This is a genomic window from Phaeobacter sp. LSS9, from assembly GCF_003443595.1.
Classification (GTDB): domain Bacteria; phylum Pseudomonadota; class Alphaproteobacteria; order Rhodobacterales; family Rhodobacteraceae; genus Phaeobacter; species Phaeobacter piscinae.
Genome location: NZ_CP031956.1, coordinates 3,404,174 through 3,417,295 on the forward strand (window position 1 = coordinate 3,404,174; position 13,122 = coordinate 3,417,295).

A 13,122-nucleotide genomic window follows, 5' to 3' on the forward strand; every position below is an offset into this window, starting at 1 on the left:
ACATAAAAACACCGCCCGCGGAGGGACGGTGTTTGATATGTTATCCACCTGAAACCTTTGCAGGAATGTGCGATCGGGGATCAGTTGGTGCAGGGAATCGGGATCTCGACCACCTCAGCGCCGCGACGGGTGCGGATGGTGCAGACCTTTTCCTGTTCGGCCTGTTGTGGTGCCTCGATCGCGCCGAGACCCAGCAAGCTACGCTGATCGACCTCAATCACCGAGGCGACGGTGTCATCGCCCGCGCCCACAAGTGACAGCGACAGTCGACCGGTGGATTGCGCCTGCGCCAGTGCGGCGACCTGTTCGGGGCGCACAGCGGCAGTCACGGTACGCGCGATCACGGCGCCATCGAGATCGCCACCGGCGGTCTGATCAACGGCAATCAGTTCGATATTGGTCTGGATCAGACGGGTGAATTCGCCATTCCGCCCACCGTTCTGATCATTGAGCGAGCCAGTCCAGTAGACGTCCACATGGTCACCGGGGCGCAGAAAACCAGATACGCCGGAGGAGACGTCAACCCGGATCGCAAAGGCGCGCATTCCCTTGGACAGGCGCGAGGTGATGCCCGCGTCTTCACCGGGTTTGGTGACTTTGACCGCCAGAATCGCCTCATCCTTTTCCATGCGGCGCAGCACCACGCGATGATCATCGGGGTATTGCGGCGGGAACAGCGCATCCATGGTCAGGAAGGCGCCTTCGGGAATGGCGTTCTCGGGCCAGCGAACGGAGCGGATATGCTCCTTGGTCAGCCGTTCGCCGTATTTCAGTTGCGTGTTGGCGATAAAGATGTCGACCAACGGAATATTCTCTCCCCGCGAGGCGCGCTCACGGGCGAGTTCGTTTTGGTAAGCGGTGATATAGTTCTTGGCCATCATCACAGCCCCCCCGGCGAGGGCGACTCCGACAATGAGGACAAGTCCGAATACTGCACGCATGGTGGTACCTCTCATCAAGGGCTGCCGGCGTTGCGGATGCAACACCGGTGCCTGGGTCGGTCAAACCGTTGCCTGAACCGGGCGTTCTGTCCCAGTGCTGCCGCCGATGCCATTCGCCACCGGCGGACAAGACGCGTTGCCGCGCCCCGATCAGCTAAACGACCAATTGGTCATATAGGCTGCCAGCAGGTCGGCCAGTCCCAATGCGCCATCCTCCATAGAAGCGGCGATGAGCACAACCAACCCAACGATCGCAGCGGTCAGAACCACCCAGTCAACGGTGACTGCGCCGTCGTCTTTGGCAATGAATTGCTTGAACCTGTTCATACTGGACCTCGCTAACCGAAGGTTCCTTGGGCAAAGGGCCGCACCTTAGGCAAAAGGCGCGGCCCTCAAACTCGTCAGGTCAAAAGCGACTTAGGAGTCGGACGGACCTTTGGTGCCCAGGTAGGAGCCGGTCGCGGATGTCAGGTTCGACGCGCCGTTTTCGATCGAGGTGTAAACAACACCTGCCAGAGCGGCCACAGCGGCGGTCAGAACAACCCAGTCAACGGTCACGGCGCCGGAGTCGTCTTTACGGAAGTTTTTGATGAATTTGATCATGGTTCGTCCCTCCAAAGGATCTAAAAGTGTGTTTCAACCTTGCCGTACGTTTGTGAGCCTGCTCTCTCCTGCTCGGCTCTGTTCGACTTGGTGTGAGGCTATATAGCCAGCGGAGCGTGGCAGGATTTGGGCTGAAACGCGGACTCATTTGCCCTACTTTAACTTTTCGCCAATGATCTATCTAAGCGTTTGATTTTGATGAATTATTATTTTTACTTCTTGTCAACATTCGTGGCTCAGGGGCGGCAGATCTTGGTAAATATGGCAAATCTGCCAGAATCTGGGGCGCGAAACTGGATTTTTACCGGCGCTTCGGCGAGTCTCGGTGGCGAAAACAGAGGCAGAGCAGCCCCATGAGTCTTTGGCGATCCATTTCTGGCCGTGTGGCGGCCATTCCGTCGGCGAGTCGGCGCAGGCGTCCCAGTGTTGGGGGCAACGGTGGTAACGTGGACTGTTGGTCGCGCAGGGCTGCCGCAGCGCTTATGGCCTCGGCCGTGATCTGGACCACCAGCGGCGGCGCGAGCGGCGCGCAGGTGGTTGAGAAAGCCGCACCGGCGCCCTTCCCCAAATTTGAGGCAAAGCGGATACGCCCGCCCAAGCCCGGCACCAAACAGCGGATCAAGATACAGATCGAGACGCCCGCCAATATCCCCGCGCCGCCCGCCGCCACGGAGGCGGTCGAGTCTGCGGCACCGCATAAGGGGCGCTATACCGGGTTCTGGGCAGAGATCTCCGACAGTTTGGCAGACGGCGGTCCCGGTCGACTGGCCAAGGCGCTGCGGGCGCTGGATGGGGACACGCCGGTGGCGGCGCCCCGGCTGCAACTGATGCAGGAGATTGCCACTGCGCGCGGCGTGCAGATCCTGACGGCCAGTGTGGGGACTGATGTCTCTCCGGCATTGGTACTGGCGGTGATTGCCGTGGAATCGGCAGGCAAGGCCGAGGCGGTCAGCAGTGCAGGCGCGCAAGGATTGATGCAGCTGATGCCGGACACCGCGGCGCGGTTTGGGGTCAGTGACGCCCTGGACAGTGGCGAGAACATCGCGGGCGGGGTGCAATACCTCAACTGGCTGATGGGAGAGTTCAACCGTGATCCGGTTCTGGTGCTCGCGGGATACAATGCTGGCGAGGGCTCTGTGCGCAGCCATGCGGGCGTGCCGCCCTTTGCCGAGACGCGTGATTACGTGCCCAAGGTACTGGCGGCGTTTCAGGTGGCGCGCAGCCTGTGTATGACTCCGCCGGAGCTGATCACCGATGGCTGTGTGTTTCGCCGGGTGAAGTAGACCAGAAGCGTGCCAAATCCGATGGCGCTGCGATTTTTCGAAAATTGTTAAGGTTTCACCGCCGGGATCATGTTTCTGCCCGATTTGGCTGATTTATCGCGAACATATTCTACCTGAAGTGATTTTGGAGACTGGCATTGGATTTAGGGATTGATCCGTCGGCTTTGGCCGCAGGTTCGCATGCGGCGACTGACAATATTATCATGTTCGGCACCATCGCATTTGTTGGCTTTTTCGGGCGCTTGCTGTTCGTGGCCTTCGGGCCGGGGCTGGCGAATGCCAACCCGCTCGGCAATTTTTCCGGCTACGGGCATATTCTGGTGGCGGTGGCGCTGTTTGCCGGTGCGCTGCATCTGTCGGGTAAGACGGTGAAAGCGCAGGTGCTGTTCAACCGCCATCTGGTTGATCCGGTACTGGTCACTGTGTTGGGACGCGACAGCTGCGATCAGAATGGTGATGACTACTGTGTTATCGTTTTTGAGCAGGACCGGGAGATGAGCGTCAACTGGTACGACAAACGCGTTCATATGTATGAGCTGCTGAATGCGGCGGAGTTGCCGCTGTGGTCCTCCTTGCGGCCACGGGGGCGGCCAGGTGGGCGGCCGACTGCGACGCCACCGGCCCAGTTTTCAGGTGCGTGACAGAAAAACGGCCCGTCAGATGATCTGGCGGACCGCGTCGTTTTGAGGGTGCCTTGCGGCGATCAGTTGACGATGGTCGCCTGGGTTGCGGCGCGCAGCTCATCCTCGCTGACGCCCTCGGCGGTCTCAACGATCTTCAAACCGCCCTCGACCACGTCCAGCACGCCAAGGTTGGTGATGATGCGATCCACCACGCCTTTGCCGGTCAGCGGCAGGGTGCAGTCTGTCAGCACCTTGCTGTCGCCGTGTTTGTTGGTGTGGTCCATGACCACCACCACGCGGCCGACGCCTGCGACCAGATCCATCGCGCCGCCCATGCCCTTCACCAGCTTGCCGGGGATCATCCAGTTCGCCAGATCACCGTTTTCGGCGACTTCCATCGCGCCGAGGATCGCCATGGCGATCTTGCCGCCGCGGATCATCGCGAAGGACTGCGCGCTGTCGAAATAGGCGGTCTGGGGCAGTTCGGTGATGGTCTGCTTGCCGGCGTTGATCAGGTCGGCATCCTCTTCGCCCTCAATCGGGAAAGGGCCCATGCCCAGCATGCCGTTTTCGGACTGCAACGTCACGTTGACGCCGTCGGGGATGTGGTTGCTGACCAGCGTCGGAATGCCGATGCCGAGGTTCACATACCAGCCGTCCTGCAGTTCCTGTGCCGCGCGGGCGGCCATTTGATTGCGGTCCCATGCCATATCGCGGTCTCCTTACTGTGCTGCGGGGCGCGTGGTGCGCTGTTCGATGCGTTTCTCGTGATCGCCTTGGATGATGCGATGCACATAGATGCCGGGCAGGTGGATCGCATCGGGGTCAAGACTGCCGACGGGGACGATTTCCTCGACTTCCGCAACGCAGATCTTGCCGCAGGTGGCGGCAGGCACGTTGAAATTGCGGGCGGTCTTGCGGAACACCAGATTGCCGGTTTCATCGGCCTTCCAGGCCTTGACGATGGCGAGATCGGCAAAGATGCCTTCTTCCATGATGTAGTCTTCCATGGCGCCATTTTCGCCGGTGGGGAACTGTTTCTCCATCTTGCCCTCGGCAATGACGGTGCCCACGCCGGTCTTGGTGAAGAAGCCGGGAATGCCTGCGCCACCAGCGCGCATACGTTCGGCCAATGTGCCTTGCGGGTTGAACTCCAGCTCCAGCTCACCGGAGAGATACTGGCGCATGAATTCAGCATTTTCGCCGACGTAGGAGGAGATCATCTTCTTCACCTGCTTGGTCTGCAGCAGGATACCGATCCCGAAATCATCAACGCCCGCGTTGTTGGAGGCGAAGGTCAGATCCTTGGTGCCTGCGTCCTTGATCGCATCAAGCAGCAGTTCCGGAATACCGCAGAGCCCGAACCCGCCTGCGGCGATGAACATGCCATCGTGCAGCACACCGTCCAGCGCCTCGGCAGCGTTGGAATAAACCTTTTTCATATTCATCTCCCATGATCATCAGCCAGGTTGGCAAAGTTCTGACGCCCGCCGGGGACAGAGTCAACGATACGGAGATAGACACGTATTTCTACGGACGGGGGCATAGGGTATCGGATGGGGCGGCACAGCGCGCCGCGTCAGCGGCGCCATGCCCAACGGGTCAAGGCCCGTCGTAAGACGGGGCTGACCGGGCGGGAGTTCGCCGGGCGGGAGTGGTTGGGGCCGGAGCAGTTTGGGAGAGGCGGCCAGAGGCCAGCGGGGGGCGGATTACCCCTCGTCGCTGCTGGTCTCGGCCTTCTTTTTCGCTGCGGGCTTTTTCGCGGCGGGTTTCTTCGCCGCTGTCTTTTTGGCGGCGGCCTTTTTCGGGGCGGCCTTCTTTGCCGGAGCCTTCTTCTTGGCACCGGATTTGCCAGCTTTCTCGGTGATCAGCTGCACGGCCATCTCGACTGTGACATCCTTCGGCTCAACGTCCTTGGGCAGGGTGGCGTTCACCTTCTCCCATTTGACGTAAGGCCCGTAACGCCCGTCCATGATGCTGATGGCACCGCCGCTTTCGGGGTGATCGCCCAGCTCTTTCAGCGCCTTGGCCGCGGCACGGCGTCCGCGACCGGGGTTGGCGCGCTTCTCCGCCAGCATTTCCACCGCGCGGTTCATGCCGATCTCAAAGACGTCGAGCGTTTCCTTGAGATTCACGTAAACCGGCTTTTCCTCGTCGGGTTTCTGATGCGCAATATAGGGGCCAAAGCGGCCCAGATTGGCCTGGATCGCGCCGCCCTCGGGGTGCTGGCCGATCTCGCGGGGCAGGGTCAGCAGGGTGACGGCCTGTTCCAGCGTGACCTCATTCGGACCCCAGCCCGGCAGGAAATCCTTGCCTTGTTTGGGCAGCGATGAGCGTGGCGGCTTCTTGTTCTCGGGCGTGGCTTCACCGCGCTGCACATAAGGCCCGAAGCGACCGGACTTCAGGTGGATCTCATCACCATCGTCCTCGCCCAGAACACGCTCGTAGCCCTCCGCGCCTTCGCCGGAGATGGGGCGGGTGTAGTTGCATTCCGGGTAGTTGCCGCAGCCGACAAACCCGCCAGTGCGCGAGGTTTTCAGATGCAGCTGACCGGCGCCGCATTTCGGGCAGATGCGGGGATCGGCGCCATCTTCGCGCGGCGGATACAGCTGCGGGGCCAGCGCGTCATCCAGCACATCCAGCACTTCGGTGATGCGCAGGTCGGAGGTCTCAGAGATTGCGGCGGAGAAATCGCGCCAGAACCGGCTCAGCAGATCCTTGTAGTCGCGGTCCCCGGCGCTGACGTCGTCCAGCTCACCTTCCAGATTGGCGGTGAATTCATACCCCACGTAGGTGCGAAAGAAGTTCAGCAGGAAGATGGTGACGATCCGGCCCTTGTCCTCAGGGAACAGGCGGTTCTTGTCCTTACGGACATATTCGCGGTCCTGAATCGTGGTGATCACAGAGGCATAGGTGGAGGGGCGACCGATGCCCAGCTCTTCCATGCGTTTGACCAATGTCGCTTCGGTAAAGCGGGGTGGCGGCTGGGTGTGGTGCTGCAGGCCCAGAACCGCCTTGTCGTCTGACAGGATGGCGCCACCTGCGTCGGCTTTCTCCGCCTGCGCGGCCAGCGATGCCGCGAATTTCAGCGACTCGCCCTGCATGATCTGCGGCAGGCGCTTGTCGTCATCGTCAACAACATCATCGCGGCCTTCTTCGTAGACACGCAGGAAGCCGTCGAACAACATCACCTGACCGGTGGCGCGCAGCACCACCTGACGGTCGTCAGAGCCGATATCAACCGTTGTCCGCTCCAAACGGGCGCCTTCCATCTGGCAGGCGAGGGTCCGCTTCCAGATCAGATCATAAAGCTTGCGCTGGTCATCCTCGGAGACTTTCAGGCTCTTGGCGTCGCGGCTCATGTCGGTGGGGCGGATACATTCATGCGCCTCTTGCGCATTCTTGGCCTTGTTCTTGTAGATCCGGGGTGATCCCGGCACATATTCGGCGCCGTAGCGCTTGGCGATTTCGGCGCGCGCCTCCTGCACGGCCTCTGGCGCCATGTCGATGCCATCGGTCCGCATATAGGTGATGTAGCCAGCCTCATAGAGGCGCTGTGCGGCGTTCATACATTGCTTCGCGCCCATGCCGAATTTGCGGCTGGCTTCCTGCTGCAGGGTGGAGGTCATGAAGGGCGCTGATGGATTGCGGGAGGCGGGTTTTGCCTCGACCGACTGCACGGTCAGGGACCGGCTGGCAACGGCCTGCACCGCCAGCTCGGCCGCGGTGGAATTGGCCAGCGCGTATTTGTCCAGCTTGTCACCGCCGAGAACCGTCAGACGGGCCTCGAACTCCTGTCCGCGCGGTGTCGCGAGGCTTGCCTTCACGGACCAGTATTCCTGCGGATTGAACGCCTCGATCTCCATCTCGCGCTCAACAATCAGGCGCAGGCAGACCGACTGCACACGCCCGGCAGAGCGCGCACCGGGCAGTTTTCGCCACAGCACCGGCGAGAGGTTGAAACCGACGAGGTAATCCAGCGCGCGGCGGGCCAGGTAGGCCTCCACCAGCGGCAGATCAACCTGACGGGGGTTCTTCATCGCCTCGGTCACCGCTTCCTTGGTGATGGCGTTGAAGGTCACCCGGCTCACCGGTGTGTCTTTCTTGATCGAGCGGCGTTTGGTCAGCGCCTCCTGCAGGTGCCAGCTGATCGCCTCGCCTTCGCGGTCAGGGTCAGTTGCGAGGATCAGGGCGTTGTCGTCTTTCAGCGCATCGGCGATGGCCTTGACGTGTTTGCGGCTGTCGGCGCCGACCTCCCAGGTCATTGCAAAATCATCGTCGGGTTCGACCGATCCGTTTTTTGCAGGCAGGTCGCGCACATGTCCGTAAGAGGCCAGAACCGTGTAGTCGGAGCCGAGATATTTGTTGATTGTCTTGGCTTTAGCTGGGGATTCTACAACAACAACGGGCATAAATTCGTAAACCTCTATGGGACGGGCTGCGGGCGCTCTATGGCGGGGCAACATGTGGGGTGCAAGGGGAGATTGTCAATCCGGCTTCGAATGACAATGGGCTGTTGCGTCAATCAGCGCTGGGATTTGGGGGCCGGTGCGCCCTGTGGCTCCCGGTCGAAATCCCCCCGGATCAGAAGGCCACCCGCCGCGCGGGCGACGGCGCCGGAGAGCTCCAGATCGGTGAGCGCCGGGGCCAGATCGCGTGACGTGACTGCCAGGTCGCGGACCAGCTGATCCTCCGCCGTGGGGGCAGGGCCAAGCCGGTCGAGGATCCGCTGGTGCAGCGCTGCGGTTGCGCGCAGATCGCGCTGTTCCGGCGGGGGAGGGGGCAGATCCGTGAGGAGGGCGCTGGCCGCCGCCTCCGGCGGGGGCACCGGGCGGTCGGAGAGGCCAGCCACCACGCGGTGCGACAGATCCATCGGAGGCAGCGCCTCGATCACGTCCTGCGCGTTGCGCACCAGTTGGGCGCCGTCGCGGATCAGCATATTGCAGCCCGCAGCACGGGCATCAAACGGGTGGCCGGGCACCGCCAGCACATCGCGCCCCAGATCCAGCGCGTCGCGCGCAGTAATCAGTGACCCCGATTTCGCGGCACCTTCCACCACCACCACAGCCTGAGCGGCGCCGGCAATGATGCGGTTGCGGGCCGGAAAATGCCGCGCACGGGGGGACATGCCCATCGGGTGTTCGGAAATCATCACGCCCTGGTCGGCGATATCCGTGGCCAGCCGGGTGTTTTCGGTTGGGTAAATCACATCGACGCCACCCGCCATCACGGCGCAGGTGCCGGTGCGCAGGGCGGCCATATGGGCGGCAGTATCAATGCCGCGCGCCAGTCCTGAGATGATGCAGTACCCGGCCTCTCCCAGTTCCCGAGCCAAAGCGCGGGTCATGCGTACCCCCAGTGAGGAGGCATTCCGCGCGCCGACGATGGCGATTGTGGGCTGGTTCAGATGCGCCGGATCTCCCACCGCCCAGAGCAGGGGCGGGGCGTCGCGCAGCGCCGCCAGATAGGATGGATAGTCGGCCTCCCCAAAGCACAAAAGCCGCGCATTGGCGGCTTCTGCGGCCTTGATTTCGGCCAATGCCGCATCGGCAGAGCATATTTCATACCCTTTTACGCCAGCGGCGCGTGCCATTTCAGGCAACGCGGATAGCGCGTTCTGCGCTGATCCATATTTCGCGAGGAGACGGTGAAACGTCACCGCGCCAACACGTCTTGAGCGCAAAAGACGGAGCCAGGAAATCCGAATATCTTCCGTGGTGGGTGGGAGTGGGGGGTGAGTGGAAGAATGTGCTTCTTCGGTCATCCTGCGCTCCGCCTTGTTGCAAGACTATGATTAGCTCTTGAGTGGTTAACAGGTGATGAACGTGGAGAATGAAAGGAAATATTTTAACAAACTCAAATCTAACTCATTATACCATAAGCGAAAATTCGCCTTCTCTGTCCGGTGCGGTCAAAAACACCCCCCGCGCGCTGTCGCTCTGCGGGGGGCAAATATCGTCAAAACATCGAAAAATGCCGCCGAGTCGGCAGTTTAGCGACACGGCGGCGATTCTTGTGGTGAGTGCGGCTTCGGGTCTGATGGCGAAACCACGACCACCTCTCGCGAAGGCTTAGGTGGCGGAGCCGCCAACCGTAAGACCGCCCATCAGCACCGTGGGCTGGCCAACGCCCACCGGCACCCATTGGCCCTGTTTGCCGCAATTGCCCATGCCGGGGTCAAGCGCCATGTCATTGCCAAGCGCGCGGATCTTGTTCAGCGCGGTGGCGCCATCACCGATCAGGGTTGCGCCTTTGACCGGGGCGCCGACCTTGCCATCCTTCACCCGGTAGGCCTCGGTGCAGGAGAACACAAATTTGCCGTTGGTAATGTCGACCTGACCACCACCAAAACCGACGGCCCAGATGCCATCCTTGATGGAGGCGACCAGATCGTCAGGGTTGGCATCGCCGCCCAGCATATAGGTGTTGGTCATCCGTGGCATTGGCGCGTGGGCGTAGCTTTGGCGGCGGCCATTGCCGGTGCTCTCCACGCCCATCAGGCGCGCGTTCTGGCGGTCCTGCATAAAGCCCACCAGCTTGCCATCCTCGATCAGGGTGGTTTTCTGGCTGGGCGTGCCTTCGTCATCGACGGTGATGGAGCCGCGCCGGTCGGCGATAGTGCCGTCATCCAGCACCGTTACCCCCTTGGCGGCGATCTGCTGACCCATAAGGCCTGCAAAGGCGGACGACCCCTTGCGGTTAAAATCCCCCTCAAGCCCATGGCCGATGGCCTCATGCAGCAGGATGCCGGGCCAGCCGGGGCCAAGCACCACGTCCATCTCACCGGCGGGGGCGGGGACGGCCTCAAGGTTGACGCAGGCGATCCGCAGCGCCTCACGGACTTTGCTCTGCCAATCGGCGGGATCCACCAGACCGTCCAGCCCCACGCGCCCGCCGCCACCGGCAGAGCCGCTTTCGCGGCGGCCGTCCTGTTCGACAATCACCGAGACATTGAGCCGGGTCATGGGGCGCACATCACGCACACGGGTGCCATCGGCGCGCAGGATCTCAACCTCCTGCAGGGAGGCCGCCAGCATTGCTGAGACCTGCACCACCCGCGAGTCCTGTGCGCGGGCAAAGGCGTCGATCTCGCGCAGGGTCTCCACCTTCACGGCAAAGGGCATCGCGCCAATCGGATCATTCTCAGTATAAAGACGGGTGTTGGTGCGCGGCGGTGGCGGGGCCATGGTGCCGCCGCCATCGCCCACGGCAAGACGCGCGGTTTCAGCCGCACGCTTCAGCCCGGCAATGGAGACATCGGTGGAATGGGCATAGCCGGCGACCTCGCCGTTGACGGCCCGCAGGCCGAACCCTTCGGCGGCATCATAGCTGGCATTGCGCAACCGGCCATCATCAAAAACCAGCGCTTCCGACTTGCGCCGCTCGACAAAGATCTCCCCATCATCAGCCCCGGCAAGGGCCGAACGCAGGACCCCCAGGGCCTCGTCTTCGGGCAGGGTTGTTTCAAACGGGCGGAAGGCTGCGGTATCCATGGTTTGACCTCGGTTTTTTTGATCTAAATCAAGAAAGCGACGCTTTGACGCGAGCATTCCTCTTTAACTGCACGATGGAATATGATTTTTAGCAGCGTCAAAGACAACGGGTCCGGCGCGTTTTGTGGAATCAAAGTTCCGACATAGGACGTCGGCGCAGGAACAACTCGATCAACCGATCAACTGATCAGGACATGACATGAAGAACGCTTTGATGCTTTCAGGCCTTTTCTCGGGCCTCTCGAGCCTTCCAGCTATGGCGCAAGAAGGTCTGGAAACCATTGGCAAGCCGGTTGACGGCGGCCTTGGCTTTCAGCCGGCAGCGACCGAGCTTGCCGAAGGCATCCATTCTCTGGACTACATGATTTTGGTGATCATCACCGCTGTTTGTGTGTTTGTCGGGGGGCTGCTGCTGTATGCAATCGTGCGGTTTAACCGTCGCGCCAACCCGAATGCGGCCCAGTTCACCCACAATACGCCGGTTGAAATCGCATGGACTGTTGTGCCGATCATCATCCTGGTCTTTATCGGTTCCTTCTCTCTGCCGGAGCTGTTCCGTCAGCAGGAAATCCCCGAGGGCGACATCACCATCAAGGTGACCGGCTACCAGTGGTACTGGGGCTATGAATATGTCGATCACGGCTTTGGATTCGACAGCTACATGTTAGGTAGTCCTGCTTCCCTAGATGAAGATGAGCGTGCAGAGGATGCTGATGTAACGCCCTTTGTTCTGGACGACGCCATGCGCAAAAAGCTGGTTGATGCCGGCTTCAATGAGGATGAATTCCTGCTTGCTACCACCACGTCAGTTGTCGTGCCTGTCGGCAAGACCGTCGTGATGCAGGTGACCGGTGCGGACGTGATCCACTCCTGGACCATCCCGGCGTTCGGCGTGAAGCAGGATGCGGTTCCCGGCCGCCTGGCGGAGCTGTGGTTCAAGGCTGACAAGGAAGGCATCTACTTCGGTCAGTGTTCCGAACTCTGCGGCAAAGACCACGCCTACATGCCGATCACCGTAAAAGTGGTGAGCCAAGAGGCCTATGATGCCTGGCTGGAAGGCGCGATCGAAGAATACGCCGGTCTGCCCCAGTCTTATCAGGTCGCCTCCAACTGAGCGATACGATTGGCGCTTGCCTCCCGGCGGGTGTCACCTAGCTATCGCGTGAAAACGGATCGGGCCGCGCAGTCGCTGCGCGCCCGCTTTCGCTAAGACAGATCACGACAGAAGAGAGCACCATGACTGACGCAAGCATCAACGCCAGCACCGTCCAGCAAGGGGACGCGGAGTTCGGGGATTACTTTGCCCTGCTCAAACCGCGCGTGATGTCCCTTGTGGTGTTCACGGCGCTGGTTGGTCTTCTGGCCGCGCCGGTTGGCGTGCACCCTGTCATCGGTTTCAGCGCCATCCTGTTCATTGCCATCGGTGGCGGTGCCTCCGGCGCACTGAACATGTGGTGGGACGCCGATATTGATCAGGTGATGAAACGCACCAAGAGCCGCCCGATCCCCGCAGGCAAGGTTGAGCCGGGAGAGGCACTGTCGCTGGGGCTGGCGCTGTCCGGTCTGTCGGTGATCATGCTGGCGCTGGCAACCAATGTGTTTGCCGGGGCGTTTCTGGCCTTCACCATCTTTTTCTATGTGGTGATCTATACCATGTGGCTGAAGCGTGCGACGCCGCAGAACATCGTCATTGGTGGCGCTGCTGGGGCCTTCCCGCCGGTCATTGGCTGGATTGCGGCCACAGGCTCCATGGCGGTTGAGCCCTGGCTGATGTTCGCCCTGACGTTTATGTGGACGCCGCCGCATTTCTGGGCGCTGGCGCTGTTCATGCGCTCGGATTATGACGATGCGGGCGTGCCGATGCTGACCGTGACCCATGGTCGCCGCTCCACCCGCAAACATATCCTGATCTACACGGCCCTGCTGGCCCTGCTGGCGGTTGGCACGGCCTTCTCCGGCGTGGGTGGCCCGATCTATCTGGGCGTGGCGCTGGTGTTGAACGCGCTGTTCCTGCAGGGCGCCTGGAAGATCTCGCGCCGTGATGAAGACGACAGCGAGGCGGACAACTTCAAGGTCGAGCGCAGCTTCTTCAAACTGTCGCTGCTGTATCTCTTCCTGCACTTCGGCGCGATCCTCGCTGAGGCTGTGCTGAAACCCTACGGATTGGGAGGCTGGTAAG

At 61.3% G+C, this 13,122-nt stretch carries 12 protein-coding genes; 4 read left to right on the forward strand and 8 right to left on the reverse strand.

Going from position 1 to position 13,122, the window contains the following annotated elements; all coding sequences use genetic code 11:
* Positions 1 to 80: 80 nt before the first annotated feature.
* From cpaB to D1820_RS16190, 3 genes are all read right to left on the reverse strand, one after another.
* Positions 81 to 941 carry a Flp pilus assembly protein CpaB gene (gene cpaB, locus D1820_RS16185; RefSeq protein WP_027247926.1) on the reverse strand — a complete coding sequence of 287 codons (861 nt, stop codon included), beginning with the start codon at positions 939 to 941 and terminating at the stop codon, positions 81 to 83.
* A 150-nt stretch (positions 942 to 1,091) separates the two neighbouring features.
* Entirely contained in the window at positions 1,092 to 1,268 is a 177-nt protein-coding gene (locus tag D1820_RS19145) for a hypothetical protein (protein WP_014873713.1), read from the reverse strand.
* 90 nt (positions 1,269 to 1,358) lie between these two features.
* Positions 1,359 to 1,544, reverse strand: a complete 186-nt coding sequence (locus D1820_RS16190; RefSeq protein WP_014873714.1) for a hypothetical protein — start codon at positions 1,542 to 1,544, stop codon at positions 1,359 to 1,361.
* Between the two features lie 482 nt (positions 1,545 to 2,026).
* On the opposite strand from D1820_RS16190, the gene D1820_RS16195 reads away from it, so the two are divergent.
* Positions 2,027 to 2,827: a lytic transglycosylase domain-containing protein gene (locus D1820_RS16195; protein ID WP_371311718.1), complete on the forward strand. Its 801-nt coding sequence runs from the start codon at positions 2,027 to 2,029 to the stop codon at positions 2,825 to 2,827.
* Positions 2,828 to 2,964: 137 nt separating this feature from the next.
* On the forward strand, positions 2,965 to 3,468 hold the full coding sequence (locus tag D1820_RS16200; protein ID WP_118069755.1) for a hypothetical protein: 504 nt from the start codon (positions 2,965 to 2,967) through the stop codon (positions 3,466 to 3,468).
* A gap of 62 nt (positions 3,469 to 3,530) precedes the next feature.
* Here the strand turns inward: D1820_RS16200 and D1820_RS16205 are convergent, their stop codons facing one another.
* The 5 genes from D1820_RS16205 to tldD all read right to left on the reverse strand — a co-directional run bounded on the left by D1820_RS16205 (position 3,531) and on the right by tldD (position 10,943).
* A complete protein-coding gene (locus tag D1820_RS16205; RefSeq protein WP_040172039.1) occupies positions 3,531 to 4,160 on the reverse strand; it encodes a 3-oxoacid CoA-transferase subunit B in 630 nt (209 codons plus the stop codon).
* Between the two features lie 12 nt (positions 4,161 to 4,172).
* On the reverse strand, positions 4,173 to 4,892 hold the full coding sequence (locus D1820_RS16210; RefSeq protein ID WP_040172528.1) for a CoA transferase subunit A: 720 nt from the start codon (positions 4,890 to 4,892) through the stop codon (positions 4,173 to 4,175).
* Between the two features lie 267 nt (positions 4,893 to 5,159).
* Positions 5,160 to 7,862, reverse strand: a complete 2,703-nt coding sequence (gene topA, locus D1820_RS16215; RefSeq protein ID WP_118069756.1) for a type I DNA topoisomerase — start codon at positions 7,860 to 7,862, stop codon at positions 5,160 to 5,162.
* A gap of 113 nt (positions 7,863 to 7,975) precedes the next feature.
* A complete protein-coding gene (gene dprA / locus D1820_RS16220; protein WP_118069757.1) occupies positions 7,976 to 9,214 on the reverse strand; it encodes a DNA-processing protein DprA in 1,239 nt (412 codons plus the stop codon).
* 307 nt (positions 9,215 to 9,521) lie between these two features.
* Entirely contained in the window at positions 9,522 to 10,943 is a 1,422-nt protein-coding gene (gene tldD / locus D1820_RS16225; RefSeq protein ID WP_040172045.1) for a metalloprotease TldD, read from the reverse strand.
* A 199-nt stretch (positions 10,944 to 11,142) separates the two neighbouring features.
* On the opposite strand from tldD, the gene coxB reads away from it, so the two are divergent.
* Together coxB and cyoE are read left to right on the forward strand one after the other, a co-directional pair.
* Positions 11,143 to 12,057 (forward strand): cytochrome c oxidase subunit II, encoded by a 915-nt coding sequence (gene coxB, locus D1820_RS16230; RefSeq protein ID WP_118069758.1) that lies wholly within the window; start codon positions 11,143 to 11,145, stop codon positions 12,055 to 12,057.
* 122 nt (positions 12,058 to 12,179) lie between these two features.
* The gene (gene cyoE, locus D1820_RS16235; RefSeq protein ID WP_040172052.1) at positions 12,180 to 13,121 is read left to right on the forward strand and encodes a heme o synthase; all 942 of its coding nucleotides are present in this window, start codon (positions 12,180 to 12,182) and stop codon (positions 13,119 to 13,121) included.
* Position 13,122: the final 1 nt, after the last annotated feature.